Raw genomic sequence first — 21,272 nt, 5'->3', positions numbered from 1 at the left:
ACCAGGGACTGAGCCGTGCGAGCCACCCTGCGCTGGGCCCACTCCGATCTGCGCACGCACCGCGGCGAGGCGCTGTTCATCACGCTCGCCACCGCCGGCATCGTCGCCTCCCTGCTGCTGGCCGCGGCCCTGTTCGGCTACGCCACCAACCCCTGGCAGCGGACCTTCACCCAGGCCCACGGGGCCCATGTGTGGATCCACACCGCCGCCTCGGCCGACGCCCGCGCGCTCGCCCGGCTGGACGGTGTGGAGTCCGTCGCCGGCCCCTACCCCACCGAGTCCGCCACCGTCGCCGGCCGCGGCACCCGGGCCGCCGTGGAGCTGCGCGGCACCCCGCGGCCGCCCTCCGTCGGCCGCCCGGTGCTCACCGCGGGCCACTGGCTGGACCCTGGACGGCCGGACGGCGTGGTCCTGGAGAGCCGGCTGGCCCGGGCGCTGCTGGCCGAGCCCGGCGACACCCTCACGCTGCCCGGCACCGCCCGGACGCTCACCGTGGCGGGCATAGCGGACAGCGCCGAGCCCGGATACAGCCCAGGTTCCCAGCCCGGCCTGGTCTGGGCCCTGCCGTCCGCCGTGCGCGCCCCCGCCGGCCAGGTGACCGGGCTGCGCCTCGGCGACCCGGCCGACACGGACTACGCGGTGCAGCGCGCCGTCACCGTGCTGGGCGCGGGCGCGGTCGGCGAGGTGTCCACCTGGCAGCAGGCGCGGGCCGCGGCGCAGGGCGAGAACCGGCTGCTGGGCCAGGTGCTCGGCCTGTTCGGGCTGGGCGCCCTGGTGGCCGCGGGACTCGCCGTGCACGGCGCGATCGGCACCCGCATACGGGGCCATCTGCGGGACATCTCGGTGCTGAAGGCGATCGGCTTCACGCCCGGGCAGGTGGTGCGGGTCTTCCTGCTGCAGCACCTGGCGTACGCGGCGCTCGGCGCGGTGGCCGCGGCGGCGCTGACCGAGGGGTGCGGCAGGCGGGTCCCGGGGCGGCTCGGCGACGCGGTGGGCGTGTGGCAGACACTGCCCGGGCACACCGTCGCCCTGTCCGCCGTGCCCGTGGGCGCGATGCTGTTCATCGGCCTGACGACGGGGCTCGCGGCGTGGCGGGCGGGCCGGGTTCCGCCGGTGCCGGTGCCGCGCCCGTCCGCCCCGGCGGGCGGCCGGCTGACCGGCCTGGCGCGCGGCGCCCTGGGGCTGCGGCTGCCCGCGGCGCTCGTGCTCGGCTGCCACAAGGCGTTCGCGGGCCGCGGCCGGTCGCTGGCCGGTGTGGCCCGGCTGACGCTGCCGCTGACGCTGATCGTGGTGGCGCTCAGCGCCTGGACCACCATCGACCGGTTCCACAGCAGCCCGGAGCGGGTGGGCCTGCCGGCCGCGCTGGCGGTCCGTTCGGACGGCTCCCTGGGCGACGCGGACGTCCGCGCGGTGCTGGCGGCCAACCGCCGGGTGGCCGCCGCCTACCCGGGGGTCGAGGTGGCCGCGCTGGTGCCCGGCCAGACCGGGACGATCGCCCTGCGCGGCCTCGGCACCCACGACCGGCCCTATCCGTACGCGCTCGCCGAGGGCCGGGCCGCGCGCGGACCGGACGAGGCGGTGGCCGGGCAGGGCCTGCTCGACCTGCTGCACGTACGGGTCGGCGACTGGGTGCGGATGACGGTGGGCGAGCGGCCGCAGATCCTGCACATCGTGGGCCGCAGCCTCGAACCGCAGAACGCCGGCCGGGTGGTGACGACCTCCGTGGACACCCTGCGCGAGAACGACCCCGCCCTGTCCCCCGCGTTCTACCAGCTCCGGCTGCGCCCCGGCGCCGATCTGCAGCGGGTCGCGGCCGCCCTCGCCGCTGCCGGGCACGGCCACCTGGACGTGGCGGCCGTGCCGAACCCGGCCGACGGCCTGTCGCCGCTGCGCGCGGTCGTCGCCGGACTGGTCGCGGTGCTCGCCCTCATCGGTCTGGTCGAGCTGCTCACCGCGATCGGCGGCGGCGTCCGGGAGGGCGAGCGGGACGTGCTGGCCCTGCGGGCGATCGGCATGTCACCGCGGCAGATCGGTGCGATCACCGTCACGGCGACGACCTGTACGGCGCTGGCGGCCGCGGTCGCCGGAACGGCGCTGGGGCTGCCGCTGGCGCACCGGCTGATCGACGCCCAGGGCGACTCCAGCGGCATCGGCGCCGGAATCGCCCAGTCGCCCCCGCCCGGTCTGCTGCTCGCGCTGGCGGCGGGCGCCGTGCTGGGGGCCGCCGCCCTGACCGCGCTGCCCGCCGCCCGGGCGGCACGGCGGCGGCAGGCGGACACGCTGAGCGCGGTGGCCTGAGCGCCGGAGCCGGTCCGCCGGGCCGAAGGCGCCCGCCTCCGGCCCGGCGCACGCCGCGGTCAGCTACGGCCGCGCAGCTCCCGGTACTTGGCGACCAGCGCCTGGGTGGAGGCGTCCAGGCCGGGCACGTCCGCGCCCTCGGTCAGGGCCGGTTCGACCCGCTTGGCGAGGACCTTGCCCAGCTCCACGCCCCACTGGTCGAAGGAGTCGATGTTCCACACCGCGCCCTGCACGAACACCTTGTGCTCGTAGAGGGCGACGAGCTGGCCGAGCACGGACGGGGTCAGCTCGCGGGCGAGGATGGTGGTCGTCGGCCGGTTGCCCGGGAAGGTCTTGTGCGGGACGAGTTCCTCCGGCACACCTTCCGCGCGGACCTCGTCGGCGGTCTTGCCGAAGGCGAGCGCCTGGGTCTGGGCGAAGAAGTTCGCCATCAGCAGGTCGTGCTGGGCTTCCAGTTCACCGCTCAGCTCGTCGACGGGGCGGGCGAAGCCGATGAAGTCCGCCGGGATCAGCTTGGTGCCCTGGTGGATCAACTGGTAGTAGGCGTGCTGCCCGTTGGTGCCGGGCGTGCCCCAGACGACCGGTCCGGTCTGCCACCGCACCGGGCTCCCGTCGCGCTGCACCGACTTGCCGTTGGACTCCATGTCGAGCTGCTGGAGATAGGCGGTGAACTTCGACAGGTAGTGGCTGTAGGGCAGCACCGCGTGGGTCTGCGCGTCGTGGAAGTTGCCGTACCAGATGCCCAGCAGGCCCATCAGCAGCGGGACGTTGGTCTCGGCGGGCGCGGTGCGGAAGTGCTCGTCGACGGTACGGAATCCGTCGAGCATCTCGCGGAACCGGTCCGGGCCGATCGCGATCATCAGCGACAGGCCGATCGCCGAGTCGTACGAGTACCGTCCGCCGACCCAGTCCCAGAACTCGAACATGTTGTCCGGGTCGATGCCGAACCCGGTGACCTTCTCGGCGTTGGTCGACAGGGCGACGAAGTGCCGGGCGACGGCCTTCTCGTCGCCGAGCGCGTCGAGCAGCCAGGAGCGGGCCGAGGTCGCGTTGGTGATCGTCTCGATCGTGGTGAACGTCTTGGACGCGACGATGAACAGCGTCTCCGCCGGGTCCAGGTCGCGGATCGCCTCGTACAGGTCGGCGCCGTCCACGTTGGAGACGAAACGGAAGGTCAACTCCCGTGCCGTATAAGCGCGCAGCGCCTCGTAGGCCATGGCGGGCCCGAGGTCGGAACCGCCGATGCCGATGTTGACGACGTTGCGGATCCGCCTGCCGGTGTGGCCGGTCCACTCACCGGACCGGACCCGCTCGGCGAAGCCCGCCATCTTGTCCAGCACGGCGTGCACCCGGGGCACGACGTTCTCGCCGTCGACCACGATCACCGCGTCCGGAGCGGCCCGCAGCGCGGTGTGCAGCACCGCCCGGTCCTCGGTGATGTTGATCCTCTCACCGCGGAACATGGCGTCCCGCAGGCCGAAGACGTCGGTCGCGGCGGCGAGGTCGCGCAGCAGCCGCAGCGTGTCGTCGGTGACCAGGTGCTTGGAGTAGTCGATGTGCAGGTCGCCGACCTGCAGCGTGTACCCGGCGCCGCGCGCCGGATCGGCGGCGAACAGGTCCCGCAGATGGGTGTCGGCCAGCTCCTCCCGGTGCTTGGCGAGAGCGCTCCACTCGGGCGTCTGGTTGAGCCTGGTACGGCCGTCTGCGTTCATCTCGACGTCAGCCTTCTTTCCTGCGAGCTGTCCTGCTGTGTACCTTGCCCCGCTGCCGGTCCCAACCTAGTTGATCAGCACCGGGGACGAGCGCTCATGACGTCGTCCACGCGGGCAACAACAGGTACGTCCGGCTTGCGGGCAGGTGTCAGCGCGATGGCGGCACGCCTGGGGAAGGCGGCTGTGCGCGGGGTGCCGCTACAGCAGCGGCCGGGCGCTCAGGGCACCCGGCCGGTCACAGGTCTCAGATCTCGCCGCGCAGTTTGGCGAGGGCCTCGGCGAGGATCGCCTCGCCGTCCGCGTCGCTGCGCCGCTCCCGTACGTACGCGAGGTGCGTCTTGTACGGCTCGGTGCGCGGCGGGTCCGGCGGGTTGTCCCGGTCCTGGCCGGCCGGGAAGCCGCAGCGCGGGCAGTCCCAGGTATCGGGCACCTGCGCGTCGCTGGCGAAGCTGGGCTGGGTCTCGTGCCCGTTGGAGCACCAGAAGGAGATGCGCAGACGCGGCGCGGACTCGCCGCGCTCGGCCTCGCCCATCGGCCCCGCCCCGACCCGGCTACCTCGGATCGCGTTGCCACTTGCCACGGTCGTAACTCCCTGCGTGATGGTGCCGCAAAGCGAGTCGGCGTTTCACTTCGCTGCGAGCGCCTCAGTCTACGTAAGGCCCAACGCGCGTCCAGTGATTGGAGTTACCGGCCCCGCACCTAGACGCAAGCCCCATGATAGGCCGCGCACCGGAGCGCGTACCGAACATGGGGCCTTACGTACGGAATGGATGTACCTGGGCGGTGCGGATCAGCCGTTCGACTTCATCAGCAGGCCGAGGACGACGATGCAGGCGAACCACAGCACCCCGACCACGATGGTGATCCGGTCCAGGTTGCGCTCGGCGACCGAGGAGCCGCCGACGGAGGACTGCATGCCGCCACCGAACATGTCGGAGAGGCCGCCGCCCTTTCCCTTGTGCATCAGCACCAGCAGCATCATCAGCAGGCTGAAGACGATCAGGGCGATCGAGAACCCCAGAACCACGGCTGGACCAACTTCCTCGGAATCGGATGGACGACGGGGGCACAGCACCTGGGCCGTGCCCCCGCAAGGGTACGACGAATCGCCGTTACCGCCTACTCACGCTCAGGGTCACTGATCGCGGAAGCGGACGATCTTCACGAACTCGTCGGCGTCCAGCGAGGCGCCGCCGACCAGCGCGCCGTCGATGTCGGCCTGCGCCATGATCTCGGCGACGTTGCCCGACTTCACGGAGCCGCCGTACTGGATGCGGACCTTGTCGGCCAGCTCCTGGGAGTACAGCTCGGCGAGCTTGGCGCGGATCGCGGCGCAGACCTCCTGGGCGTCCGTGGCGCCGCAGACCTTGCCGGTGCCGATGGCCCAGACGGGCTCGTAGGCGATCACGATCGTCTCGGCCTGCTCGGCCGGGAGATCCTTCAGGCCGCCCTCGACCTGGGCGAGGGTGTGCGAGACGTGGTCGCCCGCCTCGCGGACGTCCAGCTCCTCGCCGACGCAGAGGATCGGGGTCAGTCCGTGCCTGTAGGCGGCCTTGACCTTGGCGTTCACGACGTCGTCGGTCTCGTTGTGGTACTGCCGGCGCTCGGAGTGGCCGACCGCCACGTACGTGCACTTCAGCTTGGCCAGCATCGAGCCGGAGATCTCGCCGGTGTAGGCGCCGGAGTCCTGGGCCGAGAGGTCCTGGGCGCCGTACTTGATCTTCAGCTTGTCGCCGTCGACCAGGGTCTGCACGGAGCGCAGGTCGGTGAAGGGCGGCAGGACGGCGACCTCGACGGCCTCGTAGTCCTTGTCGGCCAGGGCGAAGGCGAGCTTCTGGACGTGCGCGATGGCCTCGAGGTGGTTGAGGTTCATCTTCCAGTTGCCCGCCATCAGCGGCGTGCGCGTGCTCATCGGGTTCAGTCCTCCAGTGCGGCGAGGCCGGGGAGCGTCTTGCCCTCGAGGTATTCGAGGGAGGCGCCGCCACCGGTCGAGATGTGGCCGAATGCGTTCTCGTCGAAGCCGAGCGTACGCACGGCCGCGGCGGAGTCACCGCCGCCGACGACGGTGAAGCCGTCGGTTTCCACGAGTGCCTGGGCGACCGCCTTGGTGCCCTCGGCGTAGTCGGGGTGCTCGAAGACGCCCATGGGACCGTTCCAGAAGACGGTCTCGGCGTCGGCGAGCTTCGAGGCGTAGAGCTCTCGGGTCTTCGGGCCGATGTCCAGGCCCTCCTGGTCGGCGGGGATCTTGTCCGCGTCGACCACGCCGTGCTCGGTCGGGGCCTTGGCCTTGAGGTCGGGGAACTCGCGGGAGACCACGACGTCGAGCGGCAGCAGCAGCTCGACGCCCTGCTTCTCCGCGCGCTCCATGTACTCGGTGACGGCCGGGACCTGGTCCTCCTGCAGGAGGGAGATGCCGACCTCGTAGCCCTTGGCCTTCAGGAAGGTGTAGGCCATGCCGCCGCCGATGAGGAGGCGGTCGGCCTTGCCGAGCAGCTCGTCGATGACGGCGAGCTTGTCGGAGACCTTGGCGCCGCCGAGCGCGACGACGTAGGGGCGCTTGACGTCCTCGGTGAGCTTCCTGAGGACGCCGACCTCGGTGGCGATGAGGTAGCCGGCGTAGTGCGGCAGCCGGGCCGGGAGGTCGTAGACGGAGGCGTGCCCCCGGTGCACCGCGCCGAAGCCGTCACCGACGTACACGTCGGCGAGGGCGGCGAGCTGGTCGGCGAACGCGGCGCGCTCGGCGTCGTCCTTGGCCGTCTCGCCCGGGTTGAAGCGGAGGTTCTCCAGGACGGCGACCCGGCCGTCGGCGAGGCCGGCGACCGTCTCCTGCGCGGACGGGCCCACCGTGTCGGCCGCGAAGGCCACGTCCGAGCCGAGGAGTTCACCGAGGCGGGAGGCGACCGGGGCGAGGGAGAAGGCGGGGTCCGGGGCGCCCTTGGGACGGCCCAGGTGCGAGGCGACGACCACCTTGGCGCCCGCGTCCGCGAGGGCCTTCACGGTGGGCAGGACGGCGCGGATGCGGCCGTCGTCGGTGATGGTCCCGTCGGCGAGCGGCACGTTGAGGTCGGCGCGGACGAAGACCCGCTTTCCGCTCACGCCGTCGGCGAGAAGTTCGTCGATCGTCTTCATGGGGTGGACTCCTGAGGAGGGCTCTTGATGCCCCTGATCGTATGGGGGCGTGATCCGTACGCGAGACAGGGCTCGGACAGCGCGACGGTGCGCTGCCCGAGCCCTGCTCTCACTTCAAGGTCCTGCTGCTGTGCTCTTGGACGATCAGAGCTGGTCGCCGACGAAGACCGTGAGGTCGACGAGGCGGTTGGAGTAGCCCCACTCGTTGTCGTACCAGCCGAGGATCTTCACCGAGTTGCCGTCCTGGACCATGGTCAGGGACGAGTCGAAGGTGCAGGAGGCCGGGTCGCCGACGATGTCCGAGGAGACGATCTCGTCCTCGGTGTAGGCCAGGAAGCCCTTGAGGGCGCCGTCCTCGGAGGCCTTCTTGAACGCGGCGTTGACCTCGTCCTTGGTGACCTCGCGCTGGAGCGTCACGACGAGGTCGGTGGCGGAGCCGGTGGGAACCGGCACGCGCATCGCGATGCCGTCCAGCTTGCCCTTGAGCTGCGGCAGGACCAGCGCGGTGGCCTTGGCGGCGCCCGTGGTGGTCGGGATGATGTTCTCGGCGGCGGCACGGGCGCGGCGCAGGTCCTTGTGCGGGAAGTCAAGGATGCGCTGGTCGTTCGTGTACGCGTGCACCGTCGTCATCAGGCCCTTGACGATGCCGAAGTTCTCGTCGAGCACCTTCGCCATCGGCGCCACGCAGTTGGTGGTGCAGGAGGCGTTGGAGATGACGTGGTGGTTCGCCGGGTCGTACTTGTCCTGGTTGACGCCCATCACGATGGTGATGTCCTCGCCCTTGGCCGGAGCCGAGATGAGGACCTTCTTGGCGCCGCCGGCGATGTGCTTCTCGGCGTCTTCCTTCTTGGTGAAGATGCCGGTCGACTCGATGACGATGTCGACGCCCAGCTCGCCCCAGGGGATGTCGGACGGGTTGCGCTCCGACAGCACCTTGATGGTGTGGCCGTCGACGGTGATCGTGTCGGCGGTGTGGGAGACCTCTTCCTTGAGGCGGCCCAGGATCGTGTCGTACTTCAGCAGGTGCGCGGTGGTCGCGGTGTCACCCAGGTCGTTGACGGCCACGACCTCGATGTCCGCACCCTGCTGCAGCAGTGCGCGGAAGTAGTTACGCCCGATGCGGCCGAAGCCGTTGATGCCTACGCGGATCGTCACGAACCGATCTCCTCGTTGGTACGCCGGCCATGCGGTGCCGGCGAGCTGTATTTGGGATGTCCCCGACCACCCCCGACCCTACCCCTCTGGGGGCCCCGAGGTGACATCGAGATGCCGCATACACGGGCAGGCGGTCCGTACCCGTCAGTAGGGTACGGACCCTCCCGGATCGGCAGTCGTTTCACTCCTGTTTGTTACGGAAAGCGAGTGCCCGACGGAGCCTTTTTCACTCGTTCGTGAGCGGGTCGGCTCACCTGATGACCAAGCCTCGCCGCACCGTTGAGAGGGGGTCTCGCTCACCTGTCGAGTGCGGCGAGCGCCTTCCTCATCACGGCTGCCCGGTCGGCGGCCGACGGCACCTGTTCCAGGCCGAATCCGAGCAGCACCGTGTCGTCGGTGGCGACCGCTCCGTAGGTCTGGAACAGGGCTCCGGTCCGCGTCCAGTCCTTCAGCGCCGCCGGACTTCCCGCGGGCGGTCCGGACACCCGCCAGGCGCCGAGGGACGTCTCGAATCCCTCGGTGTCCTTCGCCGCGCCGCCGACGACGAGGGAGGCGTCGTCGGCGAGCACGCCGTGCCCGCCGCTGCCCGGGTCGGTGACGTAGGCGATGGAGACCTCCACCGTCCGCCCGGCGTAGGCGCTGAGGTCGAAGCCGGCCTGCCGCCAGCCGTCGGAGCTGCCGGTGAGGCTGTGCCACGAGCCGGTGGTGCCGGTCGCGGCGCAGGCGTGGTCCGCGAGCGTCAGATAGTGCCCGAGCCACGGGTGCTCGCCGATCAGGAAGCCGGCTCCGCACTCGGCCGGCACGGAGTCGGTGGTGGCACCGCCCGTCTCCGGCAGGGTCGTCCAGTCGCCGGCGCCGACGGTGTGCGCCTCGATCACGGCGTGGTCGTAGCCGGGTTCGGTGTCCCACAGCAGACGGGTGGAGAGGGTGGGCCGCTCCGCCGCGGTGACACCGGTGAGGTCGATGGTGCGGGTGAGGCGCTTGTAGGCGTCGTCGGTGTGCACCGCGGCCGCCATGGCGGAGCCGCTGTACGGGCCGTACGGGTTGACGGCGCCGGCGAACCGGCCCGCGCCCTCGCTCCGGAACTGCGGGTACGCGGACGGCGGCAGCTCGTCGGAGGTGACGCCGTAGGCGCCGGCCCGGTCGAGCGGGTTGCCGGGCGCGTCGCCGAGGTCGCCGCTGTAGCCGGCCAGGGCGCCGGATCCGGTGAAGCCGGTGACCCCCTTGGTGGAGGTACGGCTGTAGGCGCCCAGGTAGTACTGGCTGAAGTCGTCCGAGCGCGCGCCGCCGCCGAGGTCCACGCTGCCGCCGGCCAGCTCGCCGGCCTCGATCAGTTTCCCGCCCTCGTTGAGGTAGGCGCGCAGCTGGAGCTGGGTGGCGTTGGCGGGTCCGCCCGCGCCCGAGTAGTGCACGACGGTGCGGAAGTGCTTCAGCACGCCGAGGGCGTCCGGGGCGCCCCGGGCGGCCACGTCCCACACGACCGCCCGGCGCCCGGCCGCCCGGAGCGCGTCCGCGTACTTCCCCGCCTCGGGGGCGCTCGCGCCCTCCTCGGCGACGACGAGGGTGTCAGCGCGGGGCCGCTCGGCGACGGTGTACGTGAAGTGCGGTCCGGTCACCTTGCCGGCTCTGCCGCCCTTGCCGGTCTCACCGGTGAACCACACCTCGACCCGGTCGCCCGGCCTGCCTCCGCGCACCGTGGCCCGGTACTCGTCGAAGTAGAGGTTGTCCTCGCCGCCGTAGGTCCGGCCGCCCTTCCAGGGCCGCAGCGGCCGCTCGTGCGTACGGCCCTTGTTGACGCGGTACTTGAGCGTCTTGTCGCGGACCGCCCTGCGGACGACGGCCGAGACCTCCTGGCCGGCGCCGCCGGAGTACGACGTCGTGAACGCGGCCGGGGTGATGTCGGCGGCGGCGAGCCCGACCGCGGAGACCGGCCGGTCCGGGTGGGCGGCGGTCTCGGCGACCGAGAGCGCGAAGGGGACGTTCTTCGCGAACTCCTGCTGGATCAGCTTCTCGTCGTCGGGGAAGTTGAACACCGACTGGCAGTCCTGGGGCTTCCAGGCGTCGTCCGGATCGACCTCCGAGGCGGTCTGGCAGGTCGACATCTCGGGGGTGAACATCGAGACCCCGTTGACGTTCGAGGCATGGCCGTCCGCCTCGCCGTTGGTGGTGTACAGCTCCGAGGAGAGCTGTGAGTGGTAGCCCGGAACGGCCGGCCGGGCGGGGGTGCCGGCGAGCGCCCGGTACAGGACGTCGTCGGGGGTGGGCGTGGCCACCTGCCAGCCGACGCCGTACAGCAGGAGTTCGGCCGCCGAGTGGTAGTTGACGGCGTACTTGAAGCCGACCCGCTTCTCGAGGGCGTCGAGGGCCGCGGTCTCGGGCTCGGACCCGGGGCGCGCGCCGCGGTAGGTCTCGTCGGCCGGGCTGGGGGACGAACCCTCGTCGTCGTAGCCCCACTTGTACGCGAAGTTGCGGTTGAGGTCGACGCCGTCGCCGGCGCTGATGACACCGTCGCCGTTGACGTCGCGGAGGTTCTTGCGCCACAGCCGGTTGCCGGGGCTCTTGAAGGTGTAGTCGTAGCCGTCGGGGTTGGCCGAGAGGACGAACCACAGCTCGGTCGAGTCGACGATCCTCCGGATCCGCCGGTCGGTCCGGTAGTGGTCGAGGTAGTAGTGCATCAGGCGGCGGGTCGTCTCCGGCGTGATCCACTCGCGCGCGTGCTGGTTGGACATGTACAGCACGGCGGGTTTGGAACCGTCCTTCGACTTCCCGGCGTCCCTGGTCAGCCGGAGCGCGAGGATGTCCTGGCCGCCGACGGTCCTCCCGATGGACTCGACCTTCGTCAGCCCGGGGTTGGCCCGCGCCGTGCGCAGGATCTCCTCCTTCAGGCCGCCGTCGCCGCTGTACGGACGGAACACGCCCTGCGCGGCGCCCTTCAGGCGGGCCTCGGTCCGGGCCGGCAGGGTGTGCTCGGTGAGCCGGACGCCCTGCTGTTCGAGCCTCCTCGCCTGCCGGTCGGTCAGGTAGACCTCGACGGCCGTCCGGCCGCCGGCGCCCACCTGCTCGGACAGCTCCCGGCCGTCCTGGCCGGCCGCGAGGAGCAGGGGTAACTGCTGGCGGGTGACCTGGGCGCGGAAGACCTTCACCTCGTCGGAGCGGGGCGGGGCGGAACCCGGGTCCTGCGCCCGGGCGACGGGCGTGAGGCTGGCGGCTCCGGCGAGGAGCGCGCCGACGGCGAGGATCGATCTCGCTCTGTGTCTCATGAACCCCCCTAGGGCCTGACCGCCACAGCGGCGACCAGGCTGCCAGGTTCATGTCACCTCAAGATCGAGTCAAGGGCGCCACATGGACACGCGAACGCCGGCGCCGGCGCCCCGGAAGGGCGCCGGCACCGGCGAGTCGGCGTGGCGCGGATCAGCCCGCCAGGTTGTCCGCGAGCTCCTCCGAGAGGTTGGACTCGGTGCCCGGGATGCCCAGGTCGGAGGCGCGCTTGTCGGCCATCGCCAGCAGCCGGCGGATCCGGCCCGCGACCGCGTCCTTGGTGAGCGGCGGGTCGGCGAGCGCGCCCAGCTCCTCCAGGGAGGCCTGCTTGTGCTCCATGCGCAGCCGCCCGGCGGCGGCGAGGTGCTCGGGCACCTCCTCGCCGAGGATCTCCAGGGCGCGCTGCACCCGGGCGCCCGCGGCCACGGCGGCGCGGGCCGAGCGGCGCAGGTTGGCGTCGTCGAAGTTGGCGAGCCGGTTGGCGGTGGCCCGCACCTCGCGCCGCATCCGGCGCTCCTCCCAGGCCAGCACCGACTCGTGCGCGCCGAGCCGGGTCAGCAGGGCGCCGATCGCGTCACCGTCGCGCACGACCACCCGGTCCACCCCGCGCACCTCGCGGGCCTTGGCCGCGATGGAGAGCCGGCGGGCCGCACCGACCAGGGCGAGCGCGGCCTCCGGTCCGGGGCACGTCACCTCCAGGGAGGAGGAGCGGCCCGGCTCGGTCAGCGAGCCGTGCGCCAGGAACGCCCCGCGCCAGGCGGCCTCCGCGTCGCAGGTGGCCCCCGAGACCACCTGCGGGGGCAGGCCGCGGATCGGACGGCCGCGGCCGTCGACGAGCCCGGTCTGGCGGGCCAGCTGGTCGCCGCCCGCCACCACCCGCACGACGTAGCGCGAGCCGCGGCGCAGGCCGCCGGGCGCCATCACGATCAGTTCCGAGCTGTGGCCGAAGATCTCCAGGATGTCCCGCTTGAGCCGGCGGGCGGCCATCGCGGTGTCCAGCTCCGCCTCGATCACGATGCGCCCGCTCACCAGGTGAAGGCCGCCGGCGAACCGCAGAATGGCGGAGACCTCCGCCTTCCTGCAGCAGGTCCGGGTGACGGGGAGCCGGGAGATCTCGTCCTTCACCGCTGCCGTCATCGCCATGGGCCGATCCTTCCATGCATCCGAAAAATACGGTCGTACGCGGCGGCCAACAGCTCCGGGTCGTGCCTGGGGCTTCCGTCGGGCCGGGCCACCGGCGCCAGCTCGACCGCGGCTCCGAGCCGCTTGGCGGCCTCGGTGAGCGAGTCGCGGTCGGGCACGGCGGCCTCGTCGGCCAGCACCACGTCCAGGGCGAGTTTAGGGGCGTGTCGCCCCAAAACCTCCAAATGACGCTGCGGGGAGAAGCCGTCGGTTTCTCCGGGCTGCGGGGCGAGGTTCAGCGACAGTACACGGCGCGCCTTGGTCGCGGTGAGGGCGTCCAGCAGCTCGGGGACGAGCAGGTGCGGGATGACCGAGGAGAACCAGGAGCCCGGACCCAGCACCACCCAGTCCGCGTCCAGCACGGCGGCGACGGCCTCCGGGACGGCGGGCGGGTCGTGCGGCACGAGGTGCACGGACTGCACCTCGCCCGGGGTGAGGGCCACCGTCGCCTGACCGCGGACGGTGTCGACGTCCTCGGGGCGATCCGGGTCGTGCCCCTTGACCAGCGCCTGCAGCTCCAGCGGCACGGCGGACATGGGCAGTACCCGCCCGTGCGCGCCGAGCAGCTTGCCGACCAGGTCCAGGGCCTGGACGTGGTCGCCGAGCTGCTCCCACAGGGCCACGATCAGCAGATTGCCGACCGCGTGGTCGTGCAGGTCGCCCTGTGACTGGAAGCGGTGCTGGATGACCCGGGCCCAGGTCTGGCCCCAGTCGTCGTCCCCGCACAGCGCGGCCAGCGCCTTGCGCAGGTCGCCGGGCGGCAGCACGCCCAGCTCGTCGCGCAGGCGCCCGCTGGAGCCGCCGTCGTCGGCCACCGTGACGACGGCGGTCAGGTCACCGGTGATCCGGCGCAGCGCGGCGAGCGAGGCGGACAGGCCCATGCCGCCGCCGAGCGCGACGACCTTGGGCTGGGCGCCGCGCCTGCGGGGCCGGCCGCCGCGCGCCTCGGCGGGGCGGACCGCCCCGCCGTCGGCCGTCGTGCGGCCCGAGCGGCTGTCCGGCGCCATGCGGCGCAGCCGGCTCAGCCGCCGTGTGCGTTCCGTCATTCCCGTCCCATGTCCCGGTGGACGACCACCGTCTCCACGCCCTCGGCCACGAGGCGCGCGGCGAGCTTCTCCGACATCGCCACCGAGCGGTGCTTGCCCCCGGTGCAGCCGATGGCGATCGTCACGTACCGCTTGCCCTCGCGCCGGTAGCCGGCCGCGATGAGGCGCAGCAGTTCGGCGTAGCGGTCGAGGAACTCCTTGGCGCCGGGCTGGTTGAAGACGTAGCGGGCGACCTCCTCGTTGAGGCCGGTGTACGGCCGCAGCTCCGGGACCCAGTGCGGGTTGGGCAGGAAGCGCATGTCCGCGACCAGGTCGGCGTCGACCGGGAGGCCGTACTTGAAGCCGAAGGACATGACGGTGGCCCGCAGTTCGGGCTCCTCCTCCCCGGCGAACTGGGCGTCCATCTTGGCGCGCAGCTCGTGCACGTTGAGGCTGGAGGTGTCGATCACCAGGTCGGCGTCGCCGCGCAGCTCGCGCAGCAGTTCGCGTTCGGCGGCGATGCCGTCGACGATCCGGCCGTCGCCCTGCAGCGGGTGCGGCCGGCGCACCGACTCGAAGCGGCGCACCAGCGCGTCGTCGGACGACTCGAGGAAGACGATCCGCCGGGTGACGTGCTTGGCCTCCAGGTCCGCGAGGGACTCGCGCAGATTGTCGAAGAAGCGGCGGCCGCGCACGTCGACGACGACCGCGATCCGGGCCACGTTGCCCTGGGAGCGGGCGCCCAGCTCGACCATGGTCGGGATGAGGGCGGGCGGCAGGTTGTCGACGACGAACCAGCCGAGGTCCTCCAGACACTTGGCCGCCGTCGAGCGGCCCGCTCCGGACATGCCGGAGATGATCACCAGCTCGGGGATGGCCGCCTCGGCGGGGCCGGCCGGTGTGACGTCCGTACTCACCTGTCCTCCGTTGTCCTGGACCGGCTGCCCCGGGTGTGCTCCGGCCGCCTGCCGCGGCTGGTTCCCGCCCGCTTCCCCAGGCGCCTGTTCTCGTCGTGGCGTGGGCTGTGCGTCGTGCTCGGTCATGTCTCCTGCCCCCGTCGTTCGTCCGGGGGGCCCGCGCTCACGGGCTCCCCCGCGGAACCCGCCGCCGTCACGGGTTCCTCGTCCTCAATGATCTCTCCGGTCGCCGTGTTCACGGCGGGTCCGGCCGGGACCGCCCCGGCGAGGGCCGCGGCGATGGTCTCGGCCGTCTTCCGGCCTATCCCGGGCACCTCCTGGATCTGTTCGATTGTCGCCGACCGCAGCCTCTTCACCGAGCCGAAATGCTTGATGAGCGCCTGTTTGCGGGTGTCGCCGAGGCCGGGCACGTCGTCCAGGGGTCCTGCGCGGAAACGCTTGGCGCGCTTGGTGCGCTGGTAGGTGATCGCGAAGCGGTGGGCCTCGTCGCGGACGCGCTGGAGCAGGTACAGCCCCTCGCTGGTGCGGGGCAGGACAACGGGGTCGTCCTCGCCGGGCACCCAGACCTCCTCCAGGCGCTTGGCGAGCCCGCACACGGCGATGTCGTCGATGCCCAGCTCGTCCAGCGCCCGGCGCGCCGCGGCGACCTGCGGCTGCCCGCCGTCGACGACCACGAGCTGGGGCGGGTAGGCGAACTTCCTGGGACGTCCGTCGTCGTCCTTGAGTGCGCCGTCGATCACGTCCGTACCGCCGAGTGGAGCCGCCGCGCCCCCTGCGGACGCGGTACCGCCCTCGGCGGGCGCGGCTCCCTCGCCGGGGAGCGCGGGGCCAGCGGGGGCGGCTCCCTCGCCGGGGAGCGCGGGGCCGCCGTCAGCGGGCGTGGTTCCTTCGCCCCGGAGTGCCGGACCGCCGTCAGCGGGGGCAGGCGCCTCGTCGGCGAGCTCCGGACCGCCGACAGCGGGCGCGGCCCCCTCGTCCGCGAGCTCCGGACCCCCGACAGCGAGGGCAGGCGCCTCGTCCGCGAGTGCCGGACCGCCGTCGCCGAGCGCGAGCGCGCCATCGGTGGTCGTCGCCTGCTCGCCGTCGGTCCACTCCCCCGTCCGCTCCTTCTCGGCCAGGTAGCGCCGGAAGCGGCGGCTGATCACCTCGTGCATGGAGCGGACGTCGTCCTGCCCGGCGAAGCCCTTGATCTGGAAGCGGCGGTACTCGCTCTTGCGCTGCAGTCCGTCCTCGAAGACGACCATGGAGGCGACCACGTCGTCCCCCTGGAGGTGCGAGATGTCGTAGCACTCGATCCGCAGCGGCGCGCTGTCCAGGTCGAGGGCCTCGGCGATCTCCTCCAGCGCGCGCGAGCGCGTGGTCAGGTCGGAGGCGCGCTTGGTCTTGTGCAGGGCGAGGGCCTGCAGGGCGTTGCGCTCCACGGTCTCCATGAGCGCCTTCTTGTCGCCGCGCTGCGGCACGCGCAGCGAGACGTTCGCCCCGCGGCGGACTGCCAGCCACTCCTGGACCGGCTCGACCGGCTCCGGCAGGGCCGGGACCAGGACCTCCTTGGGCACGGCGTCCCCGCTCTCCTCGCCGTAGAGCTGCTGCAGGGCGTGCTCGACGAGGGCGCCGGTGGTGACGTCCTCGACCTTGTCCGTCACCCAGCCGCGCTGGCCGCGGACCCGGCCGCCACGGACGTGGAAGATCTGCACCGCCGCCTCCAGCTCGTCCTCGGCGACGGCGATGAGGTCGGCGTCGGTCGCGTCGGCGAGCACGACCGCGTTCTTCTCCATGGCCTTTCTCAGGGCCCCGATGTCGTCGCGCAGGCGGGCGGCCCGCTCGTACTCCATCTCCTCCGCCGCCTCCGTCATCCGGTTCTCCAGACGGCGGAGGTAGGTGCCGGTGCGGCCGGCCATGAAGTCGCTGAACTCCTCGGCCAGCTCCCGGTGGTCCTCCGGGCTGATCCGGCCGACGCAGGGGGCGGAGCACTTGCCGATGTAGCCAAGCAGGCAGGGACGGCCCGTGCGGGCGGCGTTCTTGAAGACACCGGCCGAGCAGGTGCGCACCGGGAAGACGCGCAGCAGCAGGTCGACGGTGTCCCGGATGGCCCACGCGTGCGCGTACGGGCCGAAATACCTGACGCCCTTCTTCTTGTGACCGCGCATCACCTGGACGCGCGGGAACTCCTCGTTCATCGTCACCGCGAGGTACGGGTAGCTCTTGTCGTCGCGGTACTTGACGTTGAACCGGGGGTCGAACTCCTTGATCCAGGAGTACTCCAGCTGCAGCGCCTCGACCTCCGTGGACACCACGGTCCATTCCACGGACGCGGCGGTGGTCACCATCGTCCGGGTGCGGGGGTGCAGGCCCGCCAGGTCCTGGAAGTAGTTCGCCAGGCGCTGGCGCAGGCTCTTCGCCTTTCCGACGTAGATCACCCGGCGGTGCTCGTCACGGAACCTGTACACCCCCGGAGAGTCCGGGATCTCACCCGGCCTGGGGCGGTAGCTGGAGGGGTCGGCCATGCTTCACACCCTACTGGCGAGGACCGACAGCGCGTCGGGCCCGTGGGCCGCGCACCCGGGTCAGCAACTCGCCGGACGGACGGGGTCGGGCTCGACGGGCGGGCGGGGTCGGCCGGAAACAGCGCGTGCGGGGGCCGTGACCCGGCCAGAGCCGACCGCGACCGGTCCGCGGTGTTGTCGGGGCATGGTCAACACGCTTCAATGCGTGGGAACTCGGGGCCGTGCCCACCGGGCACGGACGCGACGTGCGCGGAGACGGGCGTGCCCGGGCGCCCACGGGGGTGGACCCGCGCCCGCGCCAGCGGTCTGACCAGCCGTCGTGACACCTCACAGAAAGGCCTCTGTCCATGCGGCACGCCACAGAGCACGCGGACGTCCCCACCGCCGAACTCGACACGGCCCTGCGGGGCGGCCCCTTCCATGTGGCGCTGCGCGCCGCGATCGCCGCCCGCGGACTGCCGCTCCAGCGCGTGCAGCACCATCTCTCCCGCCACGGGGTCAGGGTCGGCATCACGAGTCTGAGCTACTGGCAGCAGGGGGCCCGGCGCCCGCAGCGCCCGGAGTCGCTGCGCGCGGTACGGGCCCTCGAGGAGATCCTGCGGCTGCCGGACGAGTCGCTGATCCGGCTGCTCACCGAACCGGACGAGGCCGGGCCGGGCCGCCCGGCCCGTTCCTACCGCTCCCGGGCGGCGGCCTGTGACGCCGGGAACCGGCTGCGGGCCGATCTGGACTGGCACCTGGACGGGGGACTGCACACCCTGGGCCACCACGAGCGCGTCCGGATCGGCGCCCGGCGCGAGCTCGCCGGCCTGGAGTCCCACCACATCGTGCGGGCCCATCGCGACGGCGTCGACCGTTTCGTGGCAGTCCACCACGGCGACCCCGGCTGCAGTCCGGGCGCGATGACGGTGCGCGCGCTGGAGAACTGCCGCACCGGGCGGACGCGCTGGGACAAGGACACCGGTGTGCTGGTGACGGAGCTGCTGTTCGGCACCCGGCTGCGCTCCGGCGACACGTTCCTCTTCCGCTACGGCGTCGAGGACGGCACGGCGGGGGTCTCGGGCGAGTACGTCCACCGGTTCGGTTTCCCGGGCGGCCAGTACGCGCTCCAGGTGAGCTTCGACGCGGCGGCGCTGCCGGCCCGCTGCCACCGCTTCACCCAGCACAGCCCGGCTGCCCCGCGCGGCGGCAGGCAGGAACTGCGGATCAGCGCGCCGCACCACGGCGTCCACGTGGTCGAGCCCCGGATCCGGCCGGGGCTGGTGGGCATCGCGTGGGAGTGGGAGTGATCCGCAGGGATGAACCGGCTCAGGCGCCAGGACCGGCGATGATCCGCCCCTTCGAGGCGCGGACGGGGAGTTCGCCGAGCGGCTCGGTGGCCGGGGCCTGCAGCACCTCGCCGGTCACCGCGTCGAACTCGCTGCCGTGACAGGGGCAGACGAGCGTGGTGCCCCGGAGCTTGTTGATCACGCAGCCGGCGTGGGTGCAGACGGTGCTGTACGCCTTGAGCGCCCCGCCCGCGTCCCTGCTGACCACGACGTTCCGGTCCCGGTAGAGCTTGGCGCCGCCCTTCGCGATCTCGCTCTCCGCGCCGAGGTCGACCGGCGTGGTCGGGCTCGCGTCGGCCGAGTCGTCGCCCGGGGCCGAGCAGGCGGCGAGGCCCAGCCCCGCGGCCGGGGCCACGGCGGCTCCGCGGAGGACGGTACGGCGGCTCGCTGACGATCGGGCGGGCATCAGATCTCCACTGGTCAGGGGGCGTGCAGCCCGACGATACCCGGGGACGGCCGAGAGCCGGGGGGCGGGCCCGACGTGCGTATGGGGTGTGGTCGGGGGCGAGTCCGGGGTGTGTTCCGGGGCCGGTCCGACGTGCGTCCGGCGTGCGTTCCGGAGGCGGCTGTCCGTAGGGGAGCCTTCGGAGGGACGGTGACTGAGGTGCGAGGACCGGAAGACGTAAACGTTTGCGCAAGCGTTTACGTGGGCCGCGCGGATGCGATACCTTCCCGGCCACGGCCGGAGAGAAGGGACGACTCGATGCCCACCATGGCGGACGTGGCCCGCAGCGCCGGAGTCTCCGTGGCGACCGTCTCCCACGTGCTCAACGGCACGCGCCCGGTGCTGCCCTCCACCCGGCAGGCCGTGCTCGACGCCGTCGACGCCCTCGGCTACACCCCCAACACCCTGGCCCGCTCACTGGTCACGTCCCGCACCCGCTCCATCGGTCTCGCGGTGTCGGCGATCAGCAACCCCTACTTCACGGAGATCCTCCAGGGAGTCGAGGCAGCCGCCCTCGCGGCCGGCTACAGCCTCCTCATCGCCGATCCGCACGACGACCCCGCGCACGAGCGCAAGGTGGTGCAGCTCCTCCACGAACGCCGGGTGGACGGCATGATCGTCGCCCCGTCCGCCCGCCCGCACGACCTCGTCGCCTACCTCGGACGTCATGCCGTGCCCGCCGTGTTCCTCGACCGGGTGCTCCCGGCCACCGAACCCGTGGCCGGCGGCACAGCCCCCGGCCGGGGCCTGTTCGACCAGGTGTGCGCCGAGAACGCCGGCCCGATGGCGGATCTCACCGGTCATCTCGCGGGTCTCGGCCACCGCCGGATCGGACTGGTCGCGGGCCTGCCCGGCCTCAGCACCACCGAGGAGCGGATCGCCGGTTACCGGCAGGGCCTCGCGGCCGCCGGACTGGCCTTCGACCAGGATCTCGTGGTGTCCGGTCTGTCGGAGTCGGCCGGCGCCGAGCGGGCCACGGCCGCGCTGCTCGCCCTGCCCGCTCCGCCTACCGCCCTCGTCACAGCCAACAACGCCATGACCATCGGAGCCCTGCGCACCCTGCGCGAGCGGAATCTGGCCGTACCGGGCGGCATCGCCCTGGGCTGCTTCGACGACTTCGCCTGGGCCGACCTGTTCTCGCCCCGGCTCACCGCCATCGCCCAGCCCAGCAGGGAGATCGGCGCGCGGGCCGTCGATGTGCTCCTGGAGCGGCTGGCCGAGCCGGGCCGGCCTCCCAGGACCGTCCGGCTGCCCTGCGCCTTCGTCCACCGCACCTCCTGCGGATGCCCGGAACGGCGGGACGAGGCCGTGGGCTCCCCGCCGGCCGGAACCGGCGGGACCACGGAACCATCCACGCCTCTGGAGAGGGGAACCGCCTCGTGATCGTCGTCGCCGGAGAGGCACTGATCGACCTGGTCCCGCGCGGCCCGGGCGCCCTGGCCGACCTGAAGCCGGCGCTGGGCGGCGGCCCGTACAACACCGCCGTGGCCCTCGGCCGTCTCGGCTCCCGGACCGCCTTCTGCTCCCGCGCCTCGCGCGACCCGTTCGGGGAGGCCCTGCTGGACGGGCTGCGGCGGGCCGGGGTGGAGGTGTCGGACGTGCAGCGCGGTCCCGAGCCGACCACCCTGGCCGTCGCCACCGTCGACACCGACGGCTCGGCCGCCTACTCGTTCTACGTGGACGGCACCGCCGACCGCCTCTTCACCGCCCCCGCCGCTCTCCCGGCGGGCACGCGCGCGGTGTCCTTCGGTACCTGCTCGCTCGTCCTGGAGCCCGGGGCGAGCGCCTACGAGAAGCTGATGCGCGAAGCGGCCGCGCAGGGCCTGTTCACCGCCCTCGACCCCAACATCCGCACCGGACTGATCCCGGACGCGGACGCCTACAGGGCGCGCTTTTGCGGCTGGCTGCCCTCGGTGACGCTGCTGAAGCTGTCCGCCGAGGACGCCGAGTGGCTCGGCGGCACCCCGCAGGAGTGGCTGGCCGCGGGGCCTTCGGCGGTCGTGGTGACCCGGGGCGGCGAGGGCCTCACCGTGCACACCCGGGACGGCGCCGAGTACTCCGTACCGGGTGAGAAGGTCGAGGTCGTGGACACCATCGGCGCCGGCGACACCGTGAACGCGGCCCTGCTGCACGGACTGGCCGCCCGGGACGCGCTGTCGCCCGGGGGCCTCGCGGCCCTGGGCCCGGACGGCTGGCGGCGGCTGCTGCGGTTCGCGGCGCGCGCGGCGGCGATCACCTGCTCGCGGGCGGGGGCGGAACCGCCGTTCGCGGCCGAACTGGGCGAGCTGTAGCCCCACTCGTACACAGGCGGCGCCCCGC

General features: G+C 72.7%; 16 protein-coding genes. 4 read left to right on the top strand and 12 right to left on the bottom strand.

The window, feature by feature from the left end:
• The first annotated feature begins 15 nt into the window (after positions 1 to 15).
• Complete coding sequence (locus tag ACFYU0_RS25430) at positions 16 to 2,298, top strand: FtsX-like permease family protein (RefSeq protein ID WP_389304347.1); 2,283 nt, start codon at positions 16 to 18, stop codon at positions 2,296 to 2,298.
• A gap of 59 nt (positions 2,299 to 2,357) precedes the next feature.
• On the opposite strand, the gene pgi is transcribed toward ACFYU0_RS25430, so the two are convergent.
• From pgi to uvrC, 11 genes are all read right to left on the bottom strand, one after another.
• Positions 2,358 to 4,010: a glucose-6-phosphate isomerase gene (pgi, locus tag ACFYU0_RS25425; protein WP_389304346.1), complete on the bottom strand. Its 1,653-nt coding sequence runs from the start codon at positions 4,008 to 4,010 to the stop codon at positions 2,358 to 2,360.
• A gap of 244 nt (positions 4,011 to 4,254) precedes the next feature.
• Positions 4,255 to 4,590, bottom strand: coding sequence for an RNA polymerase-binding protein RbpA (locus ACFYU0_RS25420; protein WP_003957010.1), 336 nt, complete (start codon positions 4,588 to 4,590; stop codon positions 4,255 to 4,257).
• 210 nt (positions 4,591 to 4,800) lie between these two features.
• Complete coding sequence (secG, locus tag ACFYU0_RS25415; protein ID WP_351672906.1) at positions 4,801 to 5,031, bottom strand: preprotein translocase subunit SecG; 231 nt, start codon at positions 5,029 to 5,031, stop codon at positions 4,801 to 4,803.
• Positions 5,032 to 5,145: 114 nt separating this feature from the next.
• Entirely contained in the window at positions 5,146 to 5,922 is a 777-nt protein-coding gene (tpiA, locus tag ACFYU0_RS25410) for a triose-phosphate isomerase (protein WP_351672850.1), read from the bottom strand.
• A 5-nt stretch (positions 5,923 to 5,927) separates the two neighbouring features.
• Complete coding sequence (locus ACFYU0_RS25405; protein WP_351672852.1) at positions 5,928 to 7,139, bottom strand: phosphoglycerate kinase; 1,212 nt, start codon at positions 7,137 to 7,139, stop codon at positions 5,928 to 5,930.
• A gap of 144 nt (positions 7,140 to 7,283) precedes the next feature.
• The gene (gap, locus tag ACFYU0_RS25400; protein ID WP_351672854.1) at positions 7,284 to 8,294 is read right to left on the bottom strand and encodes a type I glyceraldehyde-3-phosphate dehydrogenase; all 1,011 of its coding nucleotides are present in this window, start codon (positions 8,292 to 8,294) and stop codon (positions 7,284 to 7,286) included.
• A 296-nt stretch (positions 8,295 to 8,590) separates the two neighbouring features.
• Positions 8,591 to 11,554, bottom strand: a complete 2,964-nt coding sequence (locus tag ACFYU0_RS25395) for a M14 family zinc carboxypeptidase (RefSeq protein WP_389304343.1) — start codon at positions 11,552 to 11,554, stop codon at positions 8,591 to 8,593.
• Between the two features lie 151 nt (positions 11,555 to 11,705).
• Positions 11,706 to 12,695, bottom strand: a complete 990-nt coding sequence (whiA, locus tag ACFYU0_RS25390; protein WP_351672858.1) for a DNA-binding protein WhiA — start codon at positions 12,693 to 12,695, stop codon at positions 11,706 to 11,708.
• A complete protein-coding gene (gene yvcK / locus ACFYU0_RS25385) occupies positions 12,686 to 13,780 on the bottom strand; it encodes a uridine diphosphate-N-acetylglucosamine-binding protein YvcK (protein ID WP_389304342.1) in 1,095 nt (364 codons plus the stop codon). Before yvcK ends, whiA begins: the two co-directional genes overlap by 10 nt.
• Entirely contained in the window at positions 13,777 to 14,802 is a 1,026-nt protein-coding gene (gene rapZ, locus ACFYU0_RS25380) for an RNase adapter RapZ (protein ID WP_389304341.1), read from the bottom strand. Before rapZ ends, yvcK begins: the two co-directional genes overlap by 4 nt.
• Positions 14,799 to 17,180: an excinuclease ABC subunit UvrC gene (gene uvrC, locus ACFYU0_RS25375; RefSeq protein ID WP_389304339.1), complete on the bottom strand. Its 2,382-nt coding sequence runs from the start codon at positions 17,178 to 17,180 to the stop codon at positions 14,799 to 14,801. The genes rapZ and uvrC overlap by 4 nt, the downstream gene beginning before the upstream one ends.
• Positions 17,181 to 17,527: 347 nt before the next feature.
• On the opposite strand from uvrC, the gene ACFYU0_RS25370 reads away from it, so the two are divergent.
• Entirely contained in the window at positions 17,528 to 18,469 is a 942-nt protein-coding gene (locus ACFYU0_RS25370; RefSeq protein ID WP_351672866.1) for a hypothetical protein, read from the top strand.
• A gap of 19 nt (positions 18,470 to 18,488) precedes the next feature.
• Here ACFYU0_RS25370 and ACFYU0_RS25365 read toward each other — a convergent pair whose 3' ends face one another.
• Positions 18,489 to 18,914, bottom strand: coding sequence for a Rieske (2Fe-2S) protein (locus ACFYU0_RS25365; RefSeq protein ID WP_351672868.1), 426 nt, complete (start codon positions 18,912 to 18,914; stop codon positions 18,489 to 18,491).
• A gap of 297 nt (positions 18,915 to 19,211) precedes the next feature.
• On the opposite strand from ACFYU0_RS25365, the gene ACFYU0_RS25360 reads away from it, so the two are divergent.
• Both ACFYU0_RS25360 and ACFYU0_RS25355 read left to right on the top strand, forming a co-directional pair.
• Positions 19,212 to 20,336, top strand: coding sequence for a LacI family DNA-binding transcriptional regulator (locus ACFYU0_RS25360; protein WP_389304337.1), 1,125 nt, complete (start codon positions 19,212 to 19,214; stop codon positions 20,334 to 20,336).
• A complete protein-coding gene (locus tag ACFYU0_RS25355; protein ID WP_389304335.1) occupies positions 20,333 to 21,244 on the top strand; it encodes a carbohydrate kinase in 912 nt (303 codons plus the stop codon). The genes ACFYU0_RS25360 and ACFYU0_RS25355 overlap by 4 nt, the downstream gene beginning before the upstream one ends.
• The last annotated feature ends 28 nt before the right edge of the window (positions 21,245 to 21,272 follow it).

It is taken from the genome of Streptomyces sp. NPDC003720, assembly GCF_042875075.1.
Classification (GTDB): Bacteria; Actinomycetota; Actinomycetes; order Streptomycetales; family Streptomycetaceae; genus Streptomyces.
The sequence above is the reverse complement of the archived record's forward strand: the minus strand, read 5'-3'. Positions and strand labels throughout refer to the sequence as shown.

What these genes read in the sequence shown, in the direction of transcription:
- ACFYU0_RS25365 (WP_351672868.1), bottom strand. Translation starts at nt 18,914, where the DNA reads ATGCCCGCCCGATCGTCAGCGAGCCGCCGTACCGTCCTCCGCGGAGCC.
- pgi (WP_389304346.1), bottom strand. Translation starts at nt 4,010, where the DNA reads ATGAACGCAGACGGCCGTACCAGGCTCAACCAGACGCCCGAGTGGAGC.
- uvrC (WP_389304339.1), bottom strand. Translation starts at nt 17,180, where the DNA reads ATGGCCGACCCCTCCAGCTACCGCCCCAGGCCGGGTGAGATCCCGGAC.
- ACFYU0_RS25395 (WP_389304343.1), bottom strand. Translation starts at nt 11,554, where the DNA reads ATGAGACACAGAGCGAGATCGATCCTCGCCGTCGGCGCGCTCCTCGCC.
- tpiA (WP_351672850.1), bottom strand. Translation starts at nt 5,922, where the DNA reads ATGAGCACGCGCACGCCGCTGATGGCGGGCAACTGGAAGATGAACCTC.
- ACFYU0_RS25360 (WP_389304337.1), top strand. Translation starts at nt 19,212, where the DNA reads ATGCCCACCATGGCGGACGTGGCCCGCAGCGCCGGAGTCTCCGTGGCG.
- ACFYU0_RS25405 (WP_351672852.1), bottom strand. Translation starts at nt 7,139, where the DNA reads ATGAAGACGATCGACGAACTTCTCGCCGACGGCGTGAGCGGAAAGCGG.
- ACFYU0_RS25370 (WP_351672866.1), top strand. Translation starts at nt 17,528, where the DNA reads ATGCGGCACGCCACAGAGCACGCGGACGTCCCCACCGCCGAACTCGAC.
- rapZ (WP_389304341.1), bottom strand. Translation starts at nt 14,802, where the DNA reads ATGACCGAGCACGACGCACAGCCCACGCCACGACGAGAACAGGCGCCT.
- yvcK (WP_389304342.1), bottom strand. Translation starts at nt 13,780, where the DNA reads ATGACGGAACGCACACGGCGGCTGAGCCGGCTGCGCCGCATGGCGCCG.
- whiA (WP_351672858.1), bottom strand. Translation starts at nt 12,695, where the DNA reads ATGGCGATGACGGCAGCGGTGAAGGACGAGATCTCCCGGCTCCCCGTC.